Below are 23,755 nucleotides of genomic sequence, written 5' to 3' on the forward strand. Positions count from 1 at the left end.
AACAAAGTGCATGCAAAAGAGATGGATGCATGGATTCATGCACGGCAATGCACCAGATTGAAGCCATGCACCAAAACCAAGAGTGCCCGCGCCCTGGAAAATGGCTGGCACGCTGTTTGCTGCACTCAAATCAAGAGTAGAAGCGTTCAGCACGGTGCTCTGACCTTCCCCCGGTCAGCAGCTTCGCGGGTCATTGCTCTTGAAGTGGGTGCGGCACACAGCCGCGCCTGGTATCCACACTTCAGATGCCCGCACCAAGCCTCACTGGCAAAGCCGGTGTCTGAAGTCATCGCAAGAGAAATTCTTATGCAGACCATGACCAGCCACTCTTACAGCCTTGGCGAGCTGGACAAGGAAGCCCGCATGGGCGGGCAAGGCGCAGAAACCTCGGCGCGCGAAGTTCGCGTCATAGACATCAGCGACTTCGAGCAGCGCAAGCAGGAGATTGCCGAGCAGATCTGGAGCGCTTCGATAGAAATCGGCTTCTTCCAGGTTTCCGGCCACGACATTGCCCAGGCCGATATCGACGCCGCGTTCGGTAGAGCCGAGCAGCTATTCGCCTTGCCGCCCGAAACCAAGTCGCAATGGCCGCTATCGCGCAATGCAGGCTGGGAGCACAAGGCGCAGATTCGCCCTTCCACGCGCACTCCCGACCAGAAAGAGTCCTATCAGGTCACACGCCCGCGCATGCAAGGCTTGTGGCCCAGCGAGCAGGAGTTGCCCGGCTTCAAGCAGGCCACGCTGGCTTTTGAGCATCAATGCTGGCAGATTGGCATGCAGCTGCTGTCCTGCTTTGCCTACAAGCTGGGCTTTGACGATGAATTCTTCACCCGCGCACATGACCCCGCCGTGCCCAGCTACCAGAGCACGCTGCGCATGCTGCATTACTTTGCAGTGGACCCGGCGCTCAAGGACGAAATCGGCCTGTGGCGTGCAGGCGCACATACGGACTTCGACTGCCTGACGCTGTTGTTCCAGCGCGCCGGCCAGGGTGGGCTACAGGTGCTGCCCGGCAAGGAGGCCGAGACCCAGCAATGGACGCCCGTGAAGCCCGTGGATGGCGTCATCACCTGCAATATCGGCGACATGCTGATGCGCTGGAGCGACGACCAGTTGCCCAGCAACTTCCACCGCGTGCGCAACCCTCAGCCCCATGAGTACCAGGGGGCCCGCTATAGCCTGGCCTTCTTCTGCCAGGCCAATGAGGATGCGGTGATAGAAGGGCCGGCCAAAAAATATCCGCCCATCACAGGAGCGGAATATTTGCGTCAGCGCATCAGCGCCAATTTCTCGAACAGGTACTGACCCCTCCTGAGCAGCCCTGCCGCTTCCTCCAAGGGGACGACACCTTCGGGGCGGCCCTTCCTCGGTGTCCCTGGCTGGGGGGGCGCCAGTTTCCAGCCCCCCGTCTCTGGTGCAGTGTGATGTGGCCCGAATTGAAACGACAAAGCCCCGGAGCCCGGGGCCTTGTCGGCGATCAGGGGTGGCGCGGATCAGCGCAGCGACTCGATGAGATCGATGTACTGCTGCTTGGCCTCATCCGGCGTTGTGCCTTCCAGCTTGGCCCAGGCATCCCACTTGGCGCGGGCCACCATGTCGGTGAAGCTGGGCTTCTTGGCTTCGTTGTCACCCTCGGTTGCCTGCTTGTACAAGGCATAAATCTTGAGCAAGGTGGCGTTGTCGGGACGCTCGCCAAGCGAGGTGGAATTCTTGACGGTCTCTTCAAACCGGGCGTTCAGATCGGACATGAAAGGTCTCCTGGGCTTTAATAGTCGAGGCCAGTGTAGCCAAAAATCCGGGAAATTAGAACGACCGTTCTTTTTATTTCACAAAGTACTGCAACGCCGACAAGCAGCCCTTTGCGGCACGCACTCCCTCAAATCCGCCTCTTCGTGATTCGCCTCGCGGCAGCAGCAACGGACTGCCTTCAGAACATCATGCGCAAACCCGCATCAAAGCCCAATGCGCTGCGTGGCTGCATTCCGGGGCTGTTGCTGTAGGCCGGTTGCGGCATGATGACCGGGCTGCTGACGGCCAGCGGCGTCACACCCATCACCGCAGGATTGTTGTGTCCATTGCTCACGCTGATACGTGACACCGTGGTGTAGAGCGCCGTGCTTTTGGAGAGGTTATGCACATAGCCCAAGGCCAGCTTGTTCACCGATGCGTCGCCGGCTCCCTGCCCATTTTTGAATTGCACCCTGGCCACCGACGCCCTGAGCTGATGCAGTCCGACAGGGATTTGCACACCAGCCAGAAGCCCGTCATAGCGGTCTGTGGCCCGCACATCGCTGCGCGCATTGCGCACCTGCGACCACTCGCCCAACACGCGGACCGGACCGAAGTTGTACGAACCGCCCAGGTTCAAGGACTTGATGGCTTCCTTGCGGCCGTTGAAAGTGCCCAGCATGCTTTCGCCATAGCCCAGCGCAATATCGGTGGGACCGCTGGCCCAGCCAATGCGCCCACCGGCATAGCGGCCGCGCCTGGCATCATTTTCCGGGAAGGCATACATCAGCTGACCATAAATTCCGCCCAGCCCTGTCGGCAGGTGGTAGCCGATGGAGTTGTTGGCGCGCAGATAATTGTCCGTGCCTGCCGACAAACCGTTTCCCAGCAGGCGTTCGGGCAGCGTGCCGCTGGTCTGCGTACTCAGCGCACGGTTGATAGCCAGGTTGCTGCTGACCACCGCCAGCAAATTGACGCCCACGCCGTTGACGGAATAGGGATCAAAGGCCCAGTCATTCAGAAACGACGGCGTGTGATCACGCCCAAGGCGCAGCTCGCCCCAATTGCCCGCCAGGCTGACGGTGGAGCGTCGCCCAAAGTTCAGCGCGCCGCCGCCCGTGTCGTTGGTCACTGGTGCTTCCAGCCACATGCTGGCAGACATTCCAGCCCCCAGATCTTCAACGGCACGAACACCCAGACGGCTGGCCAGATTACCCGAGGGTGACAGTGCCCAGATACCTTGGCTGGCCGTACGGCCGGAGCCATCCCAGGAATTGCTGCGCACCATGTAGCGGCTGACGCCCGCATCCATGACACCGAACAGCGTCACGGATGACTGAGCGCTGGCCAGGCTGCTGGCGGACAAGGCAAAAAGACTCCAGATATAGCGTGAAATACGTGGCATTTCATCTCTCCTTTTCGTTATGAATTCGCGGTATTGATCCGCGAAATCACTCTAGAAAAGGAAGGCTGCAGCTCTTGTGCAGTTGATGCCATTCATTGCTTATTTGGTGCCATGTTCCCAAGGTGAAATCCCTAGGAATGTCGCCCTGCCGCATGGCCAATGTCAGACAAAAAAAAGCCGGAGCCTTGGGAAAGGCACCGGCACGGATTTTCGCAATGGTTTTACCCGCCCAATATTTGCGCCCAGCAACTCATGGCACGAGTACCGTGGCCCCCACAGTCTTGCGCGCTTCCAATGCGCGATGGGCTTGTGCCGCCTCGGCCAAGGCAAACTCCTGCTGAGGCTCGCTCACGATGCGCCCCGCCAGCACGTGCTCGAACAGCTCTGCAGCCATCTCCAGCATATGTGAACGGGGCTGGATGTAATGCATCATGGCCGGCCTGGTCATCCAGATCGAGCCTTTGGCGGCCAGCAGCGATGAGTCCACCACCACGGAGCCGGAAGAGGTTCCGTTGCTGACCAGCGAGCCACGCGGCTGCAGGCAATCGAGCGAGTCCATCAGTGTGTCCTTGCCTACCGAGTCGTAAACCACGGGAACGCCCTTGCCTGCCGTGATTTCCTTCACTCGCTCGACGATGTTTTCACGCGAAGTCACGATGGTGTGCGCGCATCCGTTCGCCCTGGCCAGCTCGGCCTTCTCATCCGTGCTGACCGTACCAATCATGTTGACCCCCATGGCGCGGGCCCACTGACAGGCAATCAGGCCTACGCCTCCGGCAGCTGCGTGATAGAGAATGGTTTCACCGCCTTGCAGCGGATAGACCTGACGGAACAGATACTGGGCCGTCATGCCTTTCATCATGAGTGTGGCTGCAGTACGGTCTGAAATTCCGTCGGGCAATGGAATCAGCACTTCTGCAGGCATCACACGCGCCTGTGCATAAGCGCCTTGCGGGCCGGTCAGATAGCCGACGCGGTCACCCACCCGGATATCCGTCACACCCGTTCCGACGGCCTCGACCACACCGACGGCATCCGAGCCCAGCCCGTTGGGCAAGGCCAGCGGATAGCGCCCGGTGCGGAAGTACACATCGATGAAGTTGAGCGCGATATAGCTATGCCGCACGCGCGCCTGGCCTGGGCCGGGGTCTCCCACGGCAACGTTTTCCAGTCGCAGGACTTCTGGACCGCCAGTCTCGTAAAAGCGAATGGCCTGAGTCATGAAATGCTCCTGTATCTATTGAGGTGCAAGTCCGGGCATCCTCAGTCGCAGACATGCCCGGACCGATTGACGAGCCGACTCAGTTCAGCTTGATGCCGAAATTCCTGACGATCTCGCCATTGCGCTGGTATTCGGCCTGCAGATCGGTAGACAGCTGCTCCAGAGTGCGCTCCTGGCGAATCGGCTCAAAGCCTGTGGCCGCATAACGTGCCTGCACCGCCTGGCTGGCATTGACCTTCTGCAGCGTGGCATTGATCTTCTCCAGCAACGGCTGCGGCGTCTTTGCCGAAGCAAACACACCCGCCCAGTTGCTGAAATCAAGCTCCGGATAACCGAGCTCTGCCATCGTCGGCACCTGGGGGTAGTCGGCCAGCCGGCTTTTGTAAGCCACGGCCAGCAGCCTGACCTTGCCGCTGGGAACCAGCGGTTTGGTGGTCACGGAGCCGTCGAACATCAGCGGGATCTGATTGCCCATGATCTGTGCCAGCGCCGGTGCCGAGCCAGGGAACGGGACATGTTGCATGTCCAGCCCCGCCTTCTGATTCAGGATTGCCCCTGCGTACTGCGATGCCGTCCCCTGGCTGTAGGAGGCAAAGGACAGCTGACCCGGATGGGCCTTGATATAGGCAATGGCCTCCTTGGCATCCTTGGCCGGGAACTGAGGCGAAGCAATGAAGACCATGACGGAGCGTGCCATCTGCGAGACGGGTCTGACATCCTTCATGGCATCAAAGCCCCCCTTGAGCACATGCGGAACCTCGGTCAGGATATTGGTCACCGTCACCAGCAGGGTATTGCCGTCTGAGGGCTGGGACAGCATGTATTTCACCGCCATGGCACCGCCGGCACCGGGGCGGTTTTCCACAATCACAGGCTGTTTGAGCTCATGCGCCAGCTGATCGCTGATGATGCGAGCAAACACATCGATCGTGCCGCCGGGCGGGGCAGGAACAATGAGCTTGACGGGCTTGTCGGTGAAAGCGAAGGCGCTGCCAGTTGGCAAAGCTGCAGCCAGAGCAATGGACAGCAGGACTGGAATGCGTTGCATCGTGCGCTCCTTTGACCTCAGGCGACTTTGCGCAGAAAACCCTGCTGAGCACCGTTGCGATTCGGAGCAAAGCCGTTCCTTGCCAGGCTCTCCTCCACCGTGTCGTAGAACACGCCGATCTGGCAGATTTCGCGCGCCTGGGCAGGAGTGGCGATGGGGCGGCTGCATTCCTTGGCAATGCGCACCAACTGCTCGATCTGCTCCACCGTGCCCATTTTTCGGGTTCGGGTCTGATTCCACAGATTGTCTTCGGTGCCGCAGCGCACATGCAGGCCCATGGCAATGCCCATGAGATTGATGGGCAGCACGTTCAGCACCGAGGCCTCTACCGTGAGCACCGCACCGTCGGGCACGGCGCGCACAAAATTGGCCAAGCTGTAAACGCTGGGCTGGTCCATTCCGCCGCCGATGGCCACCCAGTTCAGCACCAGCGGTCCTTTGTAGATGCCGCGACGCATCAGCCGCTCCACCGACTCAAAGCTGTTGATGTTGTAGCACTGGAAGGCACTCTGAATGCCGGCCGCACTGAGGCGGCGTATATGCTCTTCGGCCCAGCCCGGCTGTGCTGGCACGGTCATTTCCTTGTAGGCATTGAACACCGCAGGGTCCTCCATCGAAGTGCCCTCGATATCCCGTGCATCGAACTGCTCCAGAATGTTCATCTGCGAGGTATTGATGGTCACCGTCACCTGATCGGGCTTGGGGTCCAGCTCGGCCAGCATGTGGCGGGTATCGTCAGACAGCCATTTGGCGGCCGCGCCATCGGTTTCGGGTGCAAAGCTGATCGACCCACCTACCTGGATGATCATGTCCGGGACACGAGCACGCACGCCGGCAATCAGCTCATTGAACTTGGAAAGCCGCTTGCTGCCGCGGCCGTCGAGCTCGCGTACATGCAAGTGCAGCACCTGGGCGCCGGCGTTGTAGCAGTCCACGGCTTTTTGAATCTGCTCCTCCATCGTGACGGGAATTTCGCCGGGGAAGTCCTCCGGCAGCCACGAAGGTGCATAAGGAGCTGCAGTGATGATGAGAGGCTGCTGATTTTCGGCAACCAGGTGACCGTCGAGGAAATTCATGATGATGTCTCCGTTGTTATATGAATGCCATGCCCGCACTCAGAGCCTTGCGTACAACTGTGCTTCGCACCGCCCGGCCAGGTTCTGCGCCTTGCCACGAACGTCTTTCGATGCTCAGAAAGTCGGTGTGCCGATGATTCCGGCGCGCTCCATCTTTCGATGGCTGGGCGGGTAGTCCATCACCGCGTAATGCTGTGTCGCGCGGTTGTCCCAGATAGCGATGCTGCCGGGCTCCCAGCGCCAGCGGACCTGGTACTCGGGGATCGCGGCCTGGCTGATCAAGAACTGCAGCAGACTGGATGAGCCCTGGGTGAAGTCCTGGCCCACACGCACATTGGCGGGCGTGTGGAAGTTCGTGAAATGAGTGGTGAAGCCGCTGACAAACAGCACTTTTTCACCGGTTTCCGGATGTGTACGAACCACCGGGTGCTCCGCATCCGGAAACTGCGCCTTGAGGGCCAGACGCTTCTGCGCAGGCATGGCGGCGCCAAAGGTGCACTCAATGCTGTGGCGTGCCCGCAGCGGGGCTATCACGTCCTTGATATGCGATGGCAGCATCTCGTAAGCCAGCGCCATATTGGCCCACATGGTGTCGCCGCCGACCGGTGGACATTCGACGCAGCGCAGCACGCAGCCCATGGGCGGCACCTCGCGCCAGGTGGCATCGCAATGCCAGGAGTTTTCATACCGGTCCAGCGGCTTGTCCGGCGTCTTGTAGATCTGCACCAGGCCGGGATGCTCGGGGTCGCTGCCGACCACCGGATGGTCCTCCAGCTCGCCAAAACGCCGGGCAAAACCGACATGCTCGGCGCGACTGATACTCTGGCGGCGCAAGAACAGCACCTTGTGCTTGAGCAAGGCCGTCTTGATCTCTGCGAAAAGCCCATCATCGCGCAGCGCATCCGCCAGTTGCACATCGACCAACTCCGCGCCTATGGCACAGGTCAGAGGGTTTATCTGCATCACTGTCTCCTACACTTTTTTGAACCCAGGCTTGTTGCTAGTCTCTGCCGCCCGGTAAGTCCACTGTAGAAAACCTGTGTCACATAGGTTGTGCATTTCATGCCGCACGCTATGCATCTCATGCCAGAATTTCTCCGACTTTTTGCGTGGAGCAGTCATGGTCACTTTTGTGCGCGCGGCATCTCTGACGAATTTCTCGGAACTCTTCAGCGAACTGGGAGGAGACCCTGATGCGGCATTGCGTCGTGCCGGCCTGCGCCCAGCCGTGGTGCGCGAGCAAGATCAGCTGATCGATGCATTGACGGCCGGACGTCTGCTGGAAGAAGCTGCAAGCATCACGGGCTGCGAAAACTTCGGGCTGCGCATGGCGCAATCACGGCAGATTTCAAACTTCGGTGTCGTCAGCCTTTTGTTGCTGCACCAACCCACCTTGCGCAAGGTGCTGAGCACGCTGATCGAGCATGTACACATGCTCAATGAGTCGCTGGTGATTCATATGGACGACGCCAATGGCGTCGTGGTGCTGCGCGAAGAGTTCACCCTGCCGGATGCATTGCCGCAATCCATGGAACTGGCAATCGGCGTGCTGTTTCGTACCTGCAACCTGCTGCTGCATGAGCAATGGCGCCCGCTGCGGGTCTGCTTCAGCCACCCCGCGCCCGGCGACACCGGCCTGCACAAGCAGATGTTTCGTTGCCGCGTGGAGTTTGAGGCGGACTTCAACGGCATTGTGTTTCGCACCGAGGACCTGGATGCTCCCAACCCCTTGGCCGACCCGGTTCTGGTGCGCTATGCCAAGACCATGGTGGACACCACGCAGCAGGGCCGTCAGGCCTCCATCGGCCAGCAGGTGCGCAAGGCCATCTATCTCATGTTGCCCTCGGGCAATGCCACCTGCATCTGCGTGGCCCAGGGTCTGGGGCGCAGCGTACGGACCCTGCAGCGCGAGCTTGATGGTGAAGGCCTGAGCTTTACCGACCTGCTGCAGGAGGTTCGCTCGGATCTTGCCCAGCGCTATGTGCGCAACCCTGACTACCCTGTGGGCCAGATCGCCTCCATGCTGGGCTACAACAGCCACAGTGCCTTCACACGCTGGTTCAGCACGCTCTTTGGCTGCCCGCCCGAGGTCTGGCGTGAAAGAAATCTTCCACCCAGCCCGCAGCGGCGGGGCCAAGCCTTCAGCCGCGCGTAGGCTGGTCCAGCCAGCGCTGGGCCAGCTTGACCCAGAAGGTCGCACCCAGCGGAATCAGCGCATCGTTGAAGTCGTAGCTGGGGTTGTGCAAGGTACAGGGGCCACCGCCATGCCCGAGGGCGCGATGATCACCATCGCCGTTGGCGATAAAGCAGTAGGCTCCGGGCTTTTCCAACAGCATGAAGGCAAAGTCCTCGGCCCCCATGGATGGCTCTTGCGGCACCACACCGGCATCGCCCAGAATCTCGCGCATCACGGCCTGGGCAAATTCGGCCTCGGGGGCCGTGTTGATGGTTGGCGGGTAGTTGCGCACGAACTCGAACGAGCATTGCGTGCCATGCGCCGCACAGACGGCCTCGCTGATCTGCTGCATGCGCTGCTCGATGAGGTCCAGCACCTCCAGCGTAAAGGTGCGCACCGTGCCCTGCAGCTCCACGCTGTCCGGCACGACGTTGGTAGCCTCGCCGGCATGGACCATGGTGACCGACACCACGCCCGCCTCAATGGGCTTGACGTTACGGCTGACGATGGTCTGGAAAGCCATGATGAGCTGGGCCGCCACGGGTACCGGGTCCACCACCATATGCGGCATGGCCGCGTGGCCGCCCTTGCCGCGTACCACGATCCTGAATTCGTTGCTGGATGCCATGGCGGGCCCCGCACCCACGGCCATGGTGCCGGCCTTCATGCCCGGCCAGTTGTGCATGCCAAACACAGCCTGCATGGGGAACTGCTCGAACAGTCCGTCGTTGACCATCTCGCGGGCACCGCCACCGCCTTCCTCGGCAGGCTGGAAGATGGTGTAGACCGTGCCCTCGAAGCTGTCGCGATGTGCGGCCAGATATTGCGCCGCCGCCAGCAACATGGCCGTGTGGCCGTCGTGACCGCAGGCATGCATCTTGCCCGCATGGCGGCTGGCATGGTCAAAGGTGTTGAACTCCTGCATGGGCAGGGCATCCATATCGGCGCGCAGGCCGATGGCTCGGCCGCTGCTGCCGCCGTCGCGGCCATGGATGACGCCCACCACACCGGTCTTGCCCAGACCGCGATGGATCGCTATGCCCCATTGCTCCAGCTTCGCCGCGACCAGATCCGAGGTCCGTATTTCCTCGAAACACAGCTCGGGGTGGGCGTGGATATCGCGACGCAGCGCGGCAATGTCAGGGGCGCTTGCTTGAAGTTCGGGCAGCAGGGCCATGCGCTCTCTCCTTGGGGTCATCAATGGCAAAGATGCCATGATGGCCCAAAGCGAGAGAGCTTGCGCCCTGCGCGCCTCAAAGCCTCACACCCGGACCTTTCCGTCGCCCGTGAGCATGGACAGCTCGACAAAACGCGGCTTGCCGGCCTGTGGGCGGAAGGCGATCGGAAAACCCGCAACCTGCTGACCATTCATTGCCTCCAGTGCCGCCACCAGGCCATCGCGCTGCAGCCGGCCTGCGGCAGCGGCGGATTTCAGCGCCTCGCTCACGACACGGGCAGCCAGATAGCCTTCCATGCTGGAGTAATCGGGCTGCAGCGACGCGCCTCCTTTGTGCAGTGCGGCCTGAAACTCACGCGCCAGGGGATGCGATGTCTTGAAGGGCGAGGGCACGACCTGGGTGACCACCACGCCCTCGGCCTCCTTGCCAAGAGCCTGCGCCAGTGCAGAAGTTCCCACGAACGACACGTTGTAGAACTGACCGCCATAGCCCGCCTGGCGTGCCGCTCGCACAAAGGCAGCGCTGGCCGCATAGGTGCCGACCTGCACGATGACATCGGCACCCAGCGGCACCAGAGTCTTGACGGCCTTGGCCACATCCTGGGAGTTGCGCTCCACTGTGGCTGCACCCACGGGTTTGAGGCCATGGCCTTGCAGCGCCTGCATCACCCCCTCGAGACCTGACTGACCATAGGCGTCGTTCTGATGAAACACCGCGATCTTCTTGAGGCCCAAAGAAACCAGCTGTCTGACCATGAGCGCGGTCTCATCGGCATAGGAGGCACGCAGATTGAAGACCGCCTGCGCCAGCTTGGGGTCGCGCAGGCCGGCGCCCCCCGTCAGTGGAGCAATCAGCGGCAGCCTGGCTTTCTGCAGCAAAGGCAGTGCGGCCATGCTGGTGGGCGTGCCCAGATAGCCAAACAAGGCCATCACATCATCGGCAATGAATTTCTGGGTATTGGCCACGCAGCGCTCTGGCTCATAGCCATCGTCCAGCGTGCGCAGCTCCACCTGGCGGCGGCCGATGCCGCCCTGGGCATTGAGCTGATCGAAATACAGCTTGGCGCCCTGCACAAACTGCATACCCAGCTGTGCCGAGGGGCCGCTCAGCGCGCAGGACTGCCCAAGCACAATCGGCCCGCTCGAATCCTGGGAATGACTTGCGCCGATCCAGCTCCCGGCTGCCACAGCTGCGCCAGCAGTCATGAATTGACGACGGTTCCACTCCACTCGCTTGTACTGCATTGCTCTTGATCTCTCTGTACGGGCTACTCATTGCTACGGGCTGGATCGGCCCGTTTCTGGGGTCTTGCATCTCAGGTTTTTTGACATGGATGCGCGCCGCATAATAGGCCCACAAAACGGTCTTCAGACGCAAACCGATCCAGATTTTCGAGCCCACGACATGCCTCATATCGTTCAAGTACGCGGTGCCTGCCCGCATGACTGCCCGGACACCTGCGCCCTGCTCACCACGGTGGTCGATGGCACGGCCACCAAGGTGCAAGGCAATGCTGAACACGCTCACACGGGCGGCGTGCTCTGCGCCAAGGTCAGCAAGTACACCGAACGCACCTACCACGCCGGGCGAGTTCTGCAGCCTCTCAAACGCAGCGGCCCCAAAGGCAGCGGCCATTTCTCCCCCGTGAGCTGGGACGAGGCCCTGAGCGATATTGCCCAGCGCCTGCACGGTATTGCCCGGCGCGCGCCCGAAGCCATACTGCCCTACAGCTATGCCGGCACCATGGGCCTGGTACAGGCCGAAAGCATGGACCGGCGCTTTTTCCACCAGCTGGGCTCCAGCCTGCTGGATCGCACCATCTGCGCCAGTGCCGGTAGCGAGGCGCTGACCGCTACCTATGGCGGCAAGCTGGGCATGCGTGTGGAGTTCTTTGCCGAAAGCAAGCTGATCCTGATCTGGGGCAGCAACAGCATCGCCAGCAATCTTCATTTCTGGCGCTATGCGCAGGAAGCCAAGCGCCAGGGCGCCAAGCTGATCTGCATAGACCCGCGCAAGAGCGAGACCGCCGACAAATGCCACGAGCATCTGCAACTGCTGCCTGGCACCGATGCGGCACTGGCATTGGCGCTGATGCACGAGCTGATCGTGCACGACTGGCTGGACCATGACTACATCGCCCAACACACTCAGGGCTGGGAGGCACTCAGGGCCAGAGCATTGCAATGGCCGCCCGAGCGCGCCGCCAGTGTCTGTGGCCTGAGCGTGGAACAGATTCAGTCCCTGGCCCGCGATTACGGCACGACCAGGCCTGCGGCCATCCGCCTCAATTACGGTATGCAGCGCGCGCGCGGCGGCGGCAATGCCGTGCGCGCCGTGGCCTGCCTGCCGGCTCTTGTCGGCGCCTGGCGCCACCGCGCTGGCGGGCTGCTGCTGTCCGCCTCGGGGGTCTCGCCGTTCAAGCGAGCAGATCTGCAAATGCCGCAGTTGCTGGGCGAGCGTCGCCCACGCACGCTGAACATGAGCCAGATTGGCGATGTGCTGCTGCATGAGGGCGATGCCGGCTTCGGCCCCAAGGTGGAAGCCGTCGTGGTCTATAACAGCAATCCCGTGGCGGTGGCGCCAGAGTCGGCCAAGGTGGCTGCGGGCTTTGCGCGCGAAGATCTGTTCACCGTGGTGCTTGAACATTTCCTCACCGACACCGCAGACCATGCCGACTATGTGCTGCCCGCCACCACGCAGCTAGAGCATTGGGACATCCACGGCAGCTACGGCCATACCGATGTGCTGCTGAATCGCCCCGCGATCGAGCCCCAAGGCCAGGCGCGCAGCAACGCGCAGATCTTTCGTGATCTGGCCATGCATATGGCCAGGCTGGACCCCGCTTTTGCCGCAGCCTGCTTCTCTGATTCCGACGAAGCGCTGTGCCGCGCAGCGCTAGCACAGACAGCCATTGATTTCGACGATCTTCTGCAACAGGGCTTTGCCCATATCCCGCTGCCCGATGCGCCGTTTGCCGAAGGTGGCTTTGCCACGCCTTCGGGCAAATGCGAATTCGACAACCCCGCCCTGGCGCGGCTGGGCATCAACACCCTGCCCGACTACCTGCCCAATTACGAGCCGCCCACGGCCGCCTACCCGCTGGCCATGATCTCGCCACCCGCACGCAACTTCCTCAACAGCAGCTTTGCCAATGTGGCCAGTCTGGCCCGCATGGAAGAGCGTCCACTGCTGGAGATGCACCCCGATGACGCAGCTGCGCGCGGCATTGCCGACGGTGACCGGTTACGCGTCTTCAACCAGCGCGGCGAGCATGTCTGCCACGCCGCCGTCAACGGCCGCGCTCGCACCGGCGTGGTGGTGGGCCTGGGCATCTGGTGGCGCAAGCAGGGAGCCAACGGCACGAATGTGAACGAGCTGACGCATCAGCAGCTCACCGATATTGGCCGGGCGCCCTGCTTCTACGACTGCGCGGTACAGGTGGAAAAGTTCAAGGAGTTGTCAGCCTGACGCGGCTGCATTGTGGTTGACCATGAGCAGGGCCACGGCGCGAGCAACCATAATGCAGGCACTCAATGAATATGCGGCCGGGGTCTGAGCCTGTCAGAGCACACAGGTACAGCGCAGAGCCGCCCTGCTCTCGCGACATCATCTGTGAAGAAATCTCTCCCCTGGCACCGCCGGCTTGCGCCTAACCGGCTTGATTTGCGTCGACTGATCCTGGTCCTGACCATCTGCAGCGCGCTGATCCCGTTTCTCAACACCTTCTATGCTGGCTATCTGGTGCAGCGCCAGCAGCTGATAGACAACACGCTCGAAGGTCACCATGCCTATGCAACCAAGCTGGCGCAGAGCACGGATGATTTTCTGCAATCCGCCCTGCAGCAGCTGGAATACAGCGCCAATCTGATGGGCGCGCACATGGATGACGTGGACTATCTGGCCAAGGAGGCCACACGTCTGCGCCTGCAAACCAAGAGCTTCAACTCCGTCACCATCATCGATCCTACGGGCTATGTGCTGGCGACATCGCCCGAAACCCTGCAGATCAAGGGCAAGACACTGCAAAGCGCCGGAGTGACACAGACCTTGAGCACTCGCGGGCCCGTCATCAGCCAGCCCTATATGTCCACGGCCGGCAACTACATCGTCTTTGTCTCGCAGCCCATTTTCGACCCTCAGGGCGAATTCCTGGGAGCGGTAGGCGGCAGCATCTACCTCAAGGAAGACAGCATCCTCGACACCCTGCTGGGCTCGCACTTCTACCAGGATGGCACCTATGTCTATGTGGTGGACAAGAACAAGCACATCATCTATCACCCCGACAGCCACCGTATCGGCGATCAGGTGATCAACAACGATGTCATCAACGCCGTGATCCGAGGCGAGTCGGGTACGGCGCCGGTCGTCAACAGCAAGGGCGTGGAAATGCTGGCCGGCTATGCCGTCATCCATGCCTCGGGCTGGGGCATTGTGGCCCAGCGCCCCAAGGCAGCCACGCTGGCCCCGCTCAACAAGCTGATGCGCTCCGTGCTCTACAAGACCCTGCCCATCGCCCTGCTGATGCTGGTGGTCATCTGGTGGAGCGCGCGCCGCATTGCCAGCCCGCTGCGCCAGCTCGCCAATGGCGCTCACGATATGGACAAGCCCGAGACGGCGCAGAACATCCAGGCCGTCAAGTCCTGGTACTTCGAGTCCTACGAACTCAAGAAAGCCATGCTCAAGGGCCTGGGCCTGCTGCAACGCAATATCACCAAGCTGCGCGAGGACGTGAACACCGATCCGTTGACCGGGCTGGGCAATCGCCGTCATCTGGAAGCAGCCATCAGCGCCTTTCAGACGCAAGCGCTGCCGTTCTCGGTGATTGCCATCGACATCGATCACTTCAAGCATATCAACGACGGTTTTGGCCACGATACAGGTGACGAGGTGCTCAGACAGCTCGCACGCACCATGCGCGAGGTCTCGCGTGTCGATGACCTGCCCTGCCGCGTGGGTGGCGAGGAGTTTCTGCTGCTGCTGCCCGGCACGGGGCTGGAGGCCGCCGCCCATGCCGCCGAGCGCCTGCGTCAGCTGGTCGAGAAAATGGAGATACCGCCAGTGGGCCATATCACCATCTCGCTGGGCGTGGCCCACTGGCCCGACAGCGATCCCGATATCAAGGCCGTCTTCCAGCAGGCCGATGCCATGCTCTACGCAGCCAAGCGAGGTGGACGCAATCGTGTCATGGTCAGTGAGGCCTGCGAGCCTCCCAGCGAGCTCTGAGCCCGGCAGCACCGTAGTTCCGCTCCCACACTCAAGGCGTATCCGCTGTCACAGCCGATACGCTTTTTTTGCAGCTTATTGTGTGACTCCGTTGCACCAATTTGGCCATTGACGCTTCAAATTAGTGAGCATGCACCATAAGCGTTAAAGGGATTGAGCGCAAATTGATCTGAATTTCATAACAAGTGACTGATTTCATTGAACTAATGCCTTGAGCCCTCTGACCTGGCACAGCTCTTGCTGAAAACCCTTGCCCCGCAACCCCGGATGGACAGCGGAATACACAACAGCAAAGGAATTTCAGATGCCAGAGCCAAGCAAGCATGTCAGTCGCAGACAACTGCTCTCGATGATCGGAAAGGTCGCGGGCGGCAGTGCCATGTACCAAGCCATGAGTTCACTGGGCTACGCCGCCGAGTCGCATTACAGTGGTCCGGTCAAGCTCGGCAACGCCAGACCTGGCGCGTCGGTTCTGGTGCTGGGCGCGGGCCTGGCAGGCATGGTGGCAGCCCACGAGCTGCGCGCAGCCGGCTACAAGGTGCAGTTGCTTGAATACCAGAGTCGCGCCGGCGGTCGCTGCTGGACGCTGCGCGGCGGCGATGAGTTCAGCGAACTCGACGGTACACGTCAGAAAGTGGGCTTTGCCAAGGGCAACTACTTCAACCCCGGCCCCTGGCGCGTGCCCTACCACCACCATGCGATGCTGGACTACTACAAGCGCTTCGGCATCAAGCTCGAAGCCTTCAACCAGGTCAACTACAACGCCTATCTGCACAACAGCAAGGCCCTGGCCGGCAAGCCCCAGCGCTTTCGCCATGTGCAGACCGATGTCTACGGCCATGTGGCCGAGCTGCTGTCCAAGGCTACCAATCAGGGCGCGCTGGACCAGAGCGTCAGCCGGGAAGACAAGGAACGCCTGCTGGAGAGCCTCAAGGCCTGGGGCGTGCTGGACAAGGAGTACCGCTACCGCGCCAGCAATGCGGTCAGCGATTTCCGTGGCTACGACATCGACCCCGGCGGCGGCCTGATGGCGCAGGCCAAACCTTCGACGCCCATGGGCCTGCACGAGCTGCTCGAATCCAATTTGTGGCGCCAGATGGGCGTGGGCAATATCTACGAATTCCACAGCGCCATCTTCCAGCCCGAAGGCGGCATGGACATGCTGGCCCAGGCCATGGCGCGCGATCTGGGCTCGGCCATACGCTACAACGCCAAGGTCACCAGGATCGCCCAGAACGCCAAGGGCGTGACCGTGGACTATGTGGACGCCCTCAAGCCCGGCGCCACGCAGCAGGCCCGCGCCGACTGGTGCGTGTGCACGATTCCGCTGTCCATCCTGAGCCAGATCGAAGTGCAGGCCGGCAGCGCCATGCAGAACGCGATTGCTGCCGTACCCTACGGCAGCTCCATGAAGGTCGGTCTGGAGTTCAAGCGCCGCTTCTGGGAAGAGGACGAGCGCATCTACGGCGGTATCAGCTACACCGATCTGCCGATTCAGCAGATCTCCTACCCCTCCACCGGCTATATGGGCAACGGCCCCGCCGTGCTGCTGGGCGCCTATGCCTTCGAGAACTCCAACAGCTACCGCTTCTCCTCGCTCAAGCCGGCCGAGCGCATTCGTCTGGCGCTGGAGTACGGCGCGCAGATCCATCCGCAGTACAAGCAGGAGTTCCTCAACGGTGTGTCAGTAGCCTGGCATCGCATGCCCTGGATCAATGGCTGCTTCGGCAACTGGACAGATGCGCTGCGCGAGCAGCACTACAAGGATCTGGCCCAGATCGACGGCCGCCTGGTGCTCGCGGGCGAGCATGTCTCGTACATCCCCGCCTGGCAGGAAGGTGCCGTGCTGTCTTCGCTGGACGCCATCCAGCGCCTGCACGCCAAGGCCTCCAGCCTCTGATCGCCCATGTCTGCAACAAGGAACTTCACCATGCACACATTGCACCGTCTTTGCTCCGCTTTCGCCCTGGCCCTGGGTCTCTCCGGCGCCGTCCTGGCCCAATCACAGGGCATGAAAACCCAGGATGTGAAAAACCTGCAAACACTGCAGTCTGCCGCCGTTCTTTCCATCTCGCCCGCCGACACCCAGGCGCTGATGCAGAATTTCTCGGCAGTCCGCCCACGCTTCAGCCAGAGCGGCGGAGAGACCCTGTACCAGGCCATCTGCCAGGGATGCCACATGGTCAAGGGCGAAGGCGCCAAGGGCGCCGGCTTCTACCCAGCGCTGGCCTCCAACCCCAAGCTGGCAGCCGCTGCCTACCCGGCCTCGGTCGTCATGAACGGCCTGCACGGCATGCCGTCCTTTGCCAGCAAGCTGTCCGACGAGCAGATTGCCGACGTCGTGAACTATGTGCGCAGCAGCTTCGGCAATCAGTACCCGGACAAGCTGTCTGCCGCCGACGTCAAACCCTTTCGCGTCACCCCATAAACCCATTCAGGAGATCACATGAACGTTCCATCCATCTTCAAGACCGCTACCACAGCCGCCCTGCTGGGCGCTGCAGTCCTGCTCACCGGCTGCGCCGCCACCACCTCCTCCGGCGGTGGCGATGTCCTGCGTTACAAGACACCGGGCTCGACCTTCCCCATCGCCGCAGCCGTGGAAATCCCCACCGATGCCCGCACCGTCTACCTCTCGGGCAAGGTGCCGCCCGTGGTGGACAAATCCAAGCCCGCCACTGATCCTGCGGCCTACGGCGGAGATACCGAGGGCCAGACCGTGGCCATCCTCAAGAGCCTGGAAGAGCAGCTCAAGAGCATGAATCTCGGCATGAGCGATGTGGTGAAGATGCAGGTCTTCCTGGTGGCCGATCCCGCCAAGGGCAACAAGATGGACTTTGCCGGCTTCATGCGTGGCTACACCCAGTTCTTTGGCACGGCTGCCCAGCCCAACCTGCCCGCACGCTCGGCCTTCCAGATTGCAGCCCTGGCCAACCCGGCCTGGTATGTGGAAATCGAGGTCGTGGCAGTGCGTGCCGCCAAGCCCGTCAAGTAAGTGACGCTCCAGCCCCTGGAAAAATAAATCGGGTGGCATTCATCGCCTGTACCGTCAGCGATGAATGCCGATTCATGCGCTGCTTAGTGAGCGGTGGAGCCAGATCCCTGCTGGGCGCTGCGCGCATCCAGGGCCAGAAAATGGTGAACCACGGGCTTGTCCGGCCCCTGGTGGTAACGCAAAGCGGCGGCCTGCAGATCGGCGTCGGCCTTGGACACGCGACCATGCTGGCGCAAGTGCTCGGCCCAGGACTCGACCAGAAACCACTCGATCACCCGACCTGGCTCGCCGGTGTGCTCGGCCACGCCCCAGGCATAAGCCCCATCGCGACGGCGCTCCTGGGCCACTTGCTGCATGGCCTGGAAAAAGGCGGTCAGATCTTCGTGGGCAATGCGGTATTCGATCTGAATCATGACCGGGCCACGATCGTGAGCCACGGGTTCTGCCAGCAGGGGCTCGGGCCAGTGGTTGGACGGTTGCAGATCCGCCTCGCCTGCTGGCAGCTTGACGCGGTGAAAGACCAGGGACACCAGCACCAGACCCAGGGCCCCGATCAGCAGCGTGACCGGCAGGCCCAACTGGCCGGCAATCAGGCCCCAGCCCAGGCTGCCCAGGGCCATGGCACCGTTGAATACCATCAGGTAGATGGCAAGACCCCGGCCGCGCACCCAGTTGGGCAGCACCGCCTGGGCCACGCCGTTGAGCGTGGTCAGCGCAACAATCCAGCCCAGGCCCAGCACCAGCATCAGTGCCACGGCAGCCCACTGAGGCGGCACCAGGGTCAGCATGCCCATGACCAAGGCCGTAACCACAGAAGCCAGCAACACCAGACCGTCGGTATCGAGACGCTTGCGCAGCTTGGGCAACAGCACGGCGCCCAGGATGGCTCCGGCGCCCACAGCGCCCAGCATCACGCCATAAAAGCCGGCCGTGCCGCCCAGCATGCGCCGCGCCACCAGGGGCAGCAGGGCCCAGACCGAGCTGGCGAACAGGAAGAACACAGCGGCGCGCAGCAACACCACATGCAGCTCGCGGCTGGCACGGGCATAGCGCACACCGGCCCGGAAGGCGCCGAAGAACTGCTCGTTGAGCGCCGAGGCCTCGGCCTTGGGACGCTTCCACCAGATGAGGGCGGCGATCACGAACACATAGCTCAGCACATCAAGGCCGTAGGCCGCCGCGGCGCCGAAGCTGGCCAGCAGCAGGCCGCCGGCGGCCGGGCCGATGGCACGGGCGATGTTGATGCCCAGGGAGTTCAGGGCCACGGCGCTCTTGAGTTCGCTGCGCGGCACCAGCTCGGGCACGATGGACTGCCAGGTCGGACCCATGAGGGCGGCGCCAATGCCGCCCACAAAGGTCAGGGCCACCAGGTATTCCACCGTGAGGGTGTTGGTCTGGGCAAGCACCAGCAGCGTGCCGCTCACGGCGCCCAGCAACACCTGCACGCCGATGAGGAAACGGCGGCGGTCCAGGATGTCGGACAGCACGCCGGCCGGGATGGCCAGCAGAAAAACTGGCAGCGTGGCCGCCGTCTGGATCAGGGCCACGGCCGTGGGGCTGGACGAGAGCTCGGTCACCATCCAGGCGCTGGCCACATCGCGCATGAAGCTGCCGATATTGCCCAGCACCGTGGCGGCCCACAGCACTGCAAAGACGGGAATGGCCAGGGGCGCGAAGCTGCCCGAGGCGGCTTTGGTGTTATCCGGCATGGGAGTCTCCTAAATCGTGCCAGGCGACGAGCAGCATGCCGCCGACCAGGCCCCAGTGTTCAAAAAATGCGTTGACAGCACGCTGGCGCTCGGCCTGCGGCGCTGCCCGGAAGCGGTCGGCCAGCAAGGCCGAGACCGCTAGCTGCAGCACCAGAGCGGTGGCCGCAATGGGAGCAGCCGGGGTCAGGCCCAAGGCCTTCACCTCGGCCACAACCCCACGGAAATCCCGGGCCCGGTGCCATCCCCCCTGCAGATAGGCCGCACACAGGCACAGCAGGGCCAGCGACTGCAGCCAGGGCGCGGTGGCAGCGGAACGCAGCGCGTCCATGCTCAGACCGCCCAGCAGGCACAGCCCAGCGCGCCCCAGAAGCCCTTGAGATCTGCCACGGGCAGCTTGCTGCTCCAGGCCGTGGCATGGGCGTGGCCGTGCAGATTGCAGTTGCTGGCACAGGCGCAACTGGCGGCGGCATTGCGCATCACGGACTGCAGCGGCGCAGCCTCCTGCACACCCCAGGCGCCATAGCCCTTGAAGGTGCGCACGGGCGACCAGTCGGGCATGGCCAGGCGGTTGAGTTCGCGCATGAAGTGGCGTGTGGAGTTGAGCTGGTAGTCACGCGGCAGCTTGGGGCCCTTGGCCAGCGTGGCGTAGAGGATGGAGGCGTTGGGCTTGGCCAGCAACAGGCCCGTGGGGTTGCCGGCGCTGTCGCGCAGGATCTGGCCACCGGACGGCTCGGGCGTGTCCTTGGTGTAGCCCACGGCGCGCAGGGCAGCGGCGTTGAGCAGGGCACGGTCATACAGGTGCAGGATGAAGACCGGGGTGTCGGGTGCCACGGTATTCAGCTCGGCCAGCGTGGGCAGACGCTTTTCCACGAACTGCTGCTCGCTGAAGCCGCCCACAGCGCGCACCCACTGGGGCGCAGGGGTCACGTCCACCTGAGCCTTGAGCATGGCCATGGCATCGGCCAGGCTCTTCACGCCGTCCCAGCGCAGCTCCATGTTGAAGTTCAGGCCGCCGCGGATCAGATGCAGGTGGTTGTCCATCAAACCCGGCAGAGCGCTACGTCCGCCCAGATCGATGCGTTTGGTCTGCGGGCCGGCCAGAGGCAGGGCCTCACGGTCGCTGCCGACGGCGCTGAAGCGCCCCCGGCTCACAGCCACGGCCGTGGCCGCGGGCTTGCTGCGGTCCAGCGTGGTGAAACGGCCGTTGAACAGGATCAGATCGGGGGCGGAGGGCAGGGTCATGGAAGTCTCCGGTGGTTCAGCGGCGCGAAGAGTGCGCCAGATTTCTTGGCGAGCAGACCGAGGTCGCATTGAGGACCGCATCCGTACATGCGTACGGCGAGAACCGCGGGCGCGAGATCGGTCTGCGCTGCAGAAAGATGATGTGCTCTTTTTAGCCTTCGTGGGCGCCGAACATGGTCTTGGCGTAAGTGATGCCTATGCCGTAGCCGCCACCCAGCTTCTTGGCGATGCCCGTGGTCATGTCATAGGTCTCGGTACGGGCCCAGTCACGCTGCATTTCCAGCAGGTATTGCAAGGACGTGATGGGCTGGGCTCCAGCCTGCACCATGCGCTCCATGGCACGGCTATGGGCTTCAGTGGAGATGTCGCCGCAGGCATCGGCGATCACGAAGACTTCAAAACCCTGGTCCAGTGCCGACAGAGCCGGTCCGACGATGCACACGCTGGTCCACAGGCCGGCCAGCACGATGCGGGGCTTGCCGATCTCGTTGACCTTCCGGATCACAGCCTCGTCTTCCCAGGTATTCATCGAGGTGCGGTCCAGCAGGGTCTGGCCGGGGAAAGGCGCGGTCACTTCCTCGAACATGGGGCCGGAGAAGCTTTTTTCTGCCACGGTGGTCAGGATGGTCGAGGCACCGAAGCCGGCGGCGGCCGAAGCGACCAGGGCGGCGTTGGAACGCAGCTGCACGGGATCGATGGAGTGCGTGGCAAAAGCCATCTGCGACTGGAAGTCGATCATGATCAGCGTGTGGTCATGGGGATTGAGCAGCTTGGCACCGGGCTTGGCGACGGCGACGGGACGGGCGATGGAGGCATTGGCGTTGGTCATGGTGAAACTCCTGGGTAAAAGCTGAGTGAGAGGCTGCAGGGAAACGAGAAAGCAAGATGAAAGCCGGGGTGTGAAAACCGGTGCTTACAAGCTGGGCAATTCACGGGGACGCAGGTCAAAGACCAGCACCTCGGCCTGCTCGCCCTGATCGAAGCGCAGAGCCCCGGCGTTACGGATGCGGGCTCCGTCGCCTTCGGACAGGCGCTCACCGTTCACGCTGAGGCTGCCGCGGGCCACATGCACATAGACATGGCGATCGGTGCCCACATCGAGTTCGGCGGATTCAGCGCCATCGAACAGGCCGGCATAGACCCGGGCGTCCTGGCGCACGGCCAGCGTGCCGTCCCGGCCTTCGGGGGCGATGATCAGGCGCAGGCGGCCGCGCTTGTCGGCATCCTCCACATGGACCTGCTGATAGCGTGGAGCGGCGCCGCGCTCGTCGGGCACGATCCAGATCTGCAGAAAGTGCACCGGATCCTGGGCCGAGTGGTTGAACTCGCTGTGCTCCACGCCGGTGCCGGCACTCATCATCTGCACGTCGCCGGGACGGATCACCGAGCCCGTGCCCATGGAGTCCTTGTGTTCCAGCGCGCCGTCGAGCACGTAGGAGAAGATTTCCATGTCGCGGTGGCCGTGGGTGCCAAAGCCCTGACCGGGGGACACATGGTCGTCGTTGATGACCAGCAGATCCGAAAAGCCTTGCTGGTTGGCATCGCGGTAATGCCCGAAGGAGAAGGTGTGGCGCGATTGCAGCCAGCCATGATTGGCACGGCCGCGGTGGTTGGATGGGCGAACTTCAAGCATTTTTATCTCCTAAACAATCGATGGCGTTCACACTTGCTGCAGCAGGTCTTTCTGCCTTGCTTCACTGAGTTTCGTGTTGCGATGGGTGAAGTATCGGCGGCCTGATCGGCGCCTATGCTGAAAGAAAATCCTCTTAATCATCGATAATTTCGATGATTGTTTTTTACGCACTTAAAGCATGCTTAAACTCTCTCTGGAAGCCATAGAACTGGTGGACACCATTGCGCGCCACGGCTCCTTTGCCAGTGCGGCCGAACGCCTGCACAAAGTGCCTTCGACCATCTCCTATGCCGTGTCCAAGCTCGAGGAACAGCTGGGCCTGAACCTGTTTGTGCGCAACGGCCCGCGCGTCAGCCTCACGCCCGCGGGCGAGGAACTGCTCAAGGAGGGGCGCTGGCTGCTCGCGGCCGCGCGCCAGCTCGAATCGCGGCTGCGCCAGATCGCCACGGGCTTCGAGACCGAGATCCGCCTGGTGCACGACTCGCTGATCCCCACGAGCGCCTTCGGCGCCGATATCCAGGCATTCGAGGCACTGAATAGCGGCACGCGGCTGCGCATCGGCAGCGAGACCCTGACTGGCACCTGGGAAGCCTTGCGCGAAGGCCGCACCGACCTGATCGTGGCAGCGGGCGAGGGTCCAGCCGGCGGCGGCCACAAGGCCGTGGCCGTGGGCCAGCTCGATTTCGTGTTCTGCGTGACTGCCAGCCACCCGCTGACGCGTCTTGGCCGTCCGCTGGCGCGCGCCGACCTGCTGGAGCACACCGCCGTGGTGGTGGGCGACGGCGCCCGTTCGCTGGCCGACCGCACCGTGGGCCTGCTCACCGGCCAGCGGCGCATCACCGTGCCCGATATGCAGGCCAAGATAGCCTGCCAGGCCGCCGGGCTGGGCCACGGCTTTGTGCCGCGCGCATGCGTGCGTGTGGAGCTGGAGACCGGGGTACTGGTGGAACTGGCGGTGGAAGAACCGCGCCCACCCGAAACCTTCTGGCTGGCCTGGCGCAGCGATGCCCGTGGCCGGGCCCAGCAATGGTGGCGCGAGCGCCTGAACCGCCCACTGCTGCCCGGCATACTTCCCTACTGAAAACGGCCCTGCAACTCAAGGTGGCAGGGCCGCTACGAT

Annotated in this window: 21 protein-coding genes; 8 read left to right on the plus strand and 13 right to left on the minus strand. The window is 62.6% G+C overall.

The features are described 5' to 3' along the window. Positions 1 to 306: 306 nt before the first annotated feature. Positions 307 to 1,305 carry an isopenicillin N synthase family oxygenase gene (locus JAO85_RS06780; protein ID WP_202787751.1) on the plus strand — a complete coding sequence of 333 codons (999 nt, stop codon included), beginning with the start codon at positions 307 to 309 and terminating at the stop codon, positions 1,303 to 1,305. Between the two features lie 188 nt (positions 1,306 to 1,493). Here the strand turns inward: JAO85_RS06780 and JAO85_RS06785 are convergent, their stop codons facing one another. The 6 genes from JAO85_RS06785 to JAO85_RS06810 all read right to left on the minus strand — a co-directional run bounded on the left by JAO85_RS06785 (position 1,494) and on the right by JAO85_RS06810 (position 7,442). Then, positions 1,494 to 1,748 carry an acyl-CoA-binding protein gene (locus JAO85_RS06785; protein WP_003050754.1) on the minus strand — a complete coding sequence of 85 codons (255 nt, stop codon included), beginning with the start codon at positions 1,746 to 1,748 and terminating at the stop codon, positions 1,494 to 1,496. Between the two features lie 179 nt (positions 1,749 to 1,927). Continuing rightward, positions 1,928 to 3,133, minus strand: coding sequence for a porin (locus JAO85_RS06790; protein WP_202787752.1), 1,206 nt, complete (start codon positions 3,131 to 3,133; stop codon positions 1,928 to 1,930). Between the two features lie 250 nt (positions 3,134 to 3,383). Continuing rightward, a complete protein-coding gene (locus JAO85_RS06795) occupies positions 3,384 to 4,355 on the minus strand; it encodes a quinone oxidoreductase (RefSeq protein ID WP_012840015.1) in 972 nt (323 codons plus the stop codon). Positions 4,356 to 4,434: 79 nt separating this feature from the next. Next, positions 4,435 to 5,403, minus strand: coding sequence for a tripartite tricarboxylate transporter substrate binding protein (locus JAO85_RS06800; RefSeq protein ID WP_059441554.1), 969 nt, complete (start codon positions 5,401 to 5,403; stop codon positions 4,435 to 4,437). A gap of 17 nt (positions 5,404 to 5,420) precedes the next feature. Next, positions 5,421 to 6,479, minus strand: coding sequence for a 3-keto-5-aminohexanoate cleavage protein (locus tag JAO85_RS06805; protein ID WP_012840017.1), 1,059 nt, complete (start codon positions 6,477 to 6,479; stop codon positions 5,421 to 5,423). Between the two features lie 114 nt (positions 6,480 to 6,593). Next, complete coding sequence (locus tag JAO85_RS06810; RefSeq protein WP_012840018.1) at positions 6,594 to 7,442, minus strand: TauD/TfdA family dioxygenase; 849 nt, start codon at positions 7,440 to 7,442, stop codon at positions 6,594 to 6,596. A 157-nt stretch (positions 7,443 to 7,599) separates the two neighbouring features. Between JAO85_RS06810 and JAO85_RS06815 the strand changes: the two genes are divergently transcribed. Further along, positions 7,600 to 8,634 carry an AraC family transcriptional regulator gene (locus tag JAO85_RS06815; RefSeq protein ID WP_202787753.1) on the plus strand — a complete coding sequence of 345 codons (1,035 nt, stop codon included), beginning with the start codon at positions 7,600 to 7,602 and terminating at the stop codon, positions 8,632 to 8,634. On the opposite strand, the gene JAO85_RS06820 is transcribed toward JAO85_RS06815, so the two are convergent. Beyond that, complete coding sequence (locus JAO85_RS06820; protein WP_003068607.1) at positions 8,621 to 9,832, minus strand: M20 aminoacylase family protein; 1,212 nt, start codon at positions 9,830 to 9,832, stop codon at positions 8,621 to 8,623. The two genes, JAO85_RS06815 and JAO85_RS06820, sit on opposite strands and share 14 nt — an antisense overlap. A gap of 84 nt (positions 9,833 to 9,916) precedes the next feature. Then, the gene (locus JAO85_RS06825; RefSeq protein WP_039050122.1) at positions 9,917 to 11,077 is read right to left on the minus strand and encodes an ABC transporter substrate-binding protein; all 1,161 of its coding nucleotides are present in this window, start codon (positions 11,075 to 11,077) and stop codon (positions 9,917 to 9,919) included. A gap of 160 nt (positions 11,078 to 11,237) precedes the next feature. On the opposite strand from JAO85_RS06825, the gene JAO85_RS06830 reads away from it, so the two are divergent. From JAO85_RS06830 to JAO85_RS06850, 5 genes are all read left to right on the plus strand, one after another. Continuing rightward, a complete protein-coding gene (locus JAO85_RS06830; protein ID WP_202787754.1) occupies positions 11,238 to 13,301 on the plus strand; it encodes a molybdopterin-dependent oxidoreductase in 2,064 nt (687 codons plus the stop codon). Positions 13,302 to 13,496: 195 nt separating this feature from the next. Beyond that, positions 13,497 to 15,056, plus strand: a complete 1,560-nt coding sequence (locus tag JAO85_RS06835) for a sensor domain-containing diguanylate cyclase (protein ID WP_237734742.1) — start codon at positions 13,497 to 13,499, stop codon at positions 15,054 to 15,056. 304 nt (positions 15,057 to 15,360) lie between these two features. Then, entirely contained in the window at positions 15,361 to 16,956 is a 1,596-nt protein-coding gene (locus JAO85_RS06840) for a flavin monoamine oxidase family protein (protein ID WP_202787756.1), read from the plus strand. Positions 16,957 to 16,986: 30 nt separating this feature from the next. Next, the gene (locus JAO85_RS06845) at positions 16,987 to 17,484 is read left to right on the plus strand and encodes a cytochrome c (RefSeq protein ID WP_202787757.1); all 498 of its coding nucleotides are present in this window, start codon (positions 16,987 to 16,989) and stop codon (positions 17,482 to 17,484) included. Between the two features lie 18 nt (positions 17,485 to 17,502). After that, entirely contained in the window at positions 17,503 to 18,051 is a 549-nt protein-coding gene (locus tag JAO85_RS06850; protein WP_202787758.1) for a RidA family protein, read from the plus strand. Positions 18,052 to 18,134: 83 nt separating this feature from the next. Here JAO85_RS06850 and JAO85_RS06855 read toward each other — a convergent pair whose 3' ends face one another. The 5 genes from JAO85_RS06855 to JAO85_RS06875 all read right to left on the minus strand — a co-directional run bounded on the left by JAO85_RS06855 (position 18,135) and on the right by JAO85_RS06875 (position 22,635). Further along, the gene (locus tag JAO85_RS06855; protein WP_087863642.1) at positions 18,135 to 19,760 is read right to left on the minus strand and encodes an MFS transporter; all 1,626 of its coding nucleotides are present in this window, start codon (positions 19,758 to 19,760) and stop codon (positions 18,135 to 18,137) included. Beyond that, a complete protein-coding gene (locus JAO85_RS06860) occupies positions 19,750 to 20,088 on the minus strand; it encodes a DoxX family protein (protein WP_202787759.1) in 339 nt (112 codons plus the stop codon). Before JAO85_RS06860 ends, JAO85_RS06855 begins: the two co-directional genes overlap by 11 nt. 2 nt (positions 20,089 to 20,090) lie before the next feature. After that, positions 20,091 to 21,002, minus strand: coding sequence for an amidohydrolase family protein (locus JAO85_RS06865; protein ID WP_202787760.1), 912 nt, complete (start codon positions 21,000 to 21,002; stop codon positions 20,091 to 20,093). Between the two features lie 151 nt (positions 21,003 to 21,153). After that, positions 21,154 to 21,831, minus strand: coding sequence for an isochorismatase family protein (locus JAO85_RS06870; RefSeq protein ID WP_202787761.1), 678 nt, complete (start codon positions 21,829 to 21,831; stop codon positions 21,154 to 21,156). 84 nt (positions 21,832 to 21,915) lie between these two features. After that, positions 21,916 to 22,635, minus strand: coding sequence for a pirin family protein (locus JAO85_RS06875; protein ID WP_202787762.1), 720 nt, complete (start codon positions 22,633 to 22,635; stop codon positions 21,916 to 21,918). A 178-nt stretch (positions 22,636 to 22,813) separates the two neighbouring features. On the opposite strand from JAO85_RS06875, the gene JAO85_RS06880 reads away from it, so the two are divergent. After that, the gene (locus JAO85_RS06880) at positions 22,814 to 23,716 is read left to right on the plus strand and encodes a LysR family transcriptional regulator (RefSeq protein WP_039050129.1); all 903 of its coding nucleotides are present in this window, start codon (positions 22,814 to 22,816) and stop codon (positions 23,714 to 23,716) included. The last annotated feature ends 39 nt before the right edge of the window (positions 23,717 to 23,755 follow it).

This window comes from Comamonas sp. NyZ500, from assembly GCF_016772095.1.
In the GTDB taxonomy this organism is placed as follows: domain Bacteria; phylum Pseudomonadota; class Gammaproteobacteria; order Burkholderiales; family Burkholderiaceae_C; genus Comamonas; species Comamonas thiooxydans.

What these genes read in the sequence shown, in the direction of transcription:
- JAO85_RS06800 (WP_059441554.1), bottom strand. Translation starts at nt 5,403, where the DNA reads ATGCAACGCATTCCAGTCCTGCTGTCCATTGCTCTGGCTGCAGCTTTG.
- JAO85_RS06825 (WP_039050122.1), bottom strand. Translation starts at nt 11,077, where the DNA reads ATGCAGTACAAGCGAGTGGAGTGGAACCGTCGTCAATTCATGACTGCT.
- JAO85_RS06785 (WP_003050754.1), bottom strand. Translation starts at nt 1,748, where the DNA reads ATGTCCGATCTGAACGCCCGGTTTGAAGAGACCGTCAAGAATTCCACC.
- JAO85_RS06820 (WP_003068607.1), bottom strand. Translation starts at nt 9,832, where the DNA reads ATGGCCCTGCTGCCCGAACTTCAAGCAAGCGCCCCTGACATTGCCGCG.
- JAO85_RS06855 (WP_087863642.1), bottom strand. Translation starts at nt 19,760, where the DNA reads ATGCCGGATAACACCAAAGCCGCCTCGGGCAGCTTCGCGCCCCTGGCC.
- JAO85_RS06830 (WP_202787754.1), top strand. Translation starts at nt 11,238, where the DNA reads ATGCCTCATATCGTTCAAGTACGCGGTGCCTGCCCGCATGACTGCCCG.
- JAO85_RS06875 (WP_202787762.1), bottom strand. Translation starts at nt 22,635, where the DNA reads ATGCTTGAAGTTCGCCCATCCAACCACCGCGGCCGTGCCAATCATGGC.
- JAO85_RS06805 (WP_012840017.1), bottom strand. Translation starts at nt 6,479, where the DNA reads ATGAATTTCCTCGACGGTCACCTGGTTGCCGAAAATCAGCAGCCTCTC.
- JAO85_RS06850 (WP_202787758.1), top strand. Translation starts at nt 17,503, where the DNA reads ATGAACGTTCCATCCATCTTCAAGACCGCTACCACAGCCGCCCTGCTG.
- JAO85_RS06865 (WP_202787760.1), bottom strand. Translation starts at nt 21,002, where the DNA reads ATGACCCTGCCCTCCGCCCCCGATCTGATCCTGTTCAACGGCCGTTTC.
- JAO85_RS06860 (WP_202787759.1), bottom strand. Translation starts at nt 20,088, where the DNA reads ATGGACGCGCTGCGTTCCGCTGCCACCGCGCCCTGGCTGCAGTCGCTG.
- JAO85_RS06815 (WP_202787753.1), top strand. Translation starts at nt 7,600, where the DNA reads ATGGTCACTTTTGTGCGCGCGGCATCTCTGACGAATTTCTCGGAACTC.
- JAO85_RS06845 (WP_202787757.1), top strand. Translation starts at nt 16,987, where the DNA reads ATGCACACATTGCACCGTCTTTGCTCCGCTTTCGCCCTGGCCCTGGGT.
- JAO85_RS06840 (WP_202787756.1), top strand. Translation starts at nt 15,361, where the DNA reads ATGCCAGAGCCAAGCAAGCATGTCAGTCGCAGACAACTGCTCTCGATG.
- JAO85_RS06810 (WP_012840018.1), bottom strand. Translation starts at nt 7,442, where the DNA reads ATGCAGATAAACCCTCTGACCTGTGCCATAGGCGCGGAGTTGGTCGAT.
- JAO85_RS06880 (WP_039050129.1), top strand. Translation starts at nt 22,814, where the DNA reads ATGCTTAAACTCTCTCTGGAAGCCATAGAACTGGTGGACACCATTGCG.
- JAO85_RS06790 (WP_202787752.1), bottom strand. Translation starts at nt 3,133, where the DNA reads ATGCCACGTATTTCACGCTATATCTGGAGTCTTTTTGCCTTGTCCGCC.
- JAO85_RS06870 (WP_202787761.1), bottom strand. Translation starts at nt 21,831, where the DNA reads ATGACCAACGCCAATGCCTCCATCGCCCGTCCCGTCGCCGTCGCCAAG.
- JAO85_RS06795 (WP_012840015.1), bottom strand. Translation starts at nt 4,355, where the DNA reads ATGACTCAGGCCATTCGCTTTTACGAGACTGGCGGTCCAGAAGTCCTG.
- JAO85_RS06780 (WP_202787751.1), top strand. Translation starts at nt 307, where the DNA reads ATGCAGACCATGACCAGCCACTCTTACAGCCTTGGCGAGCTGGACAAG.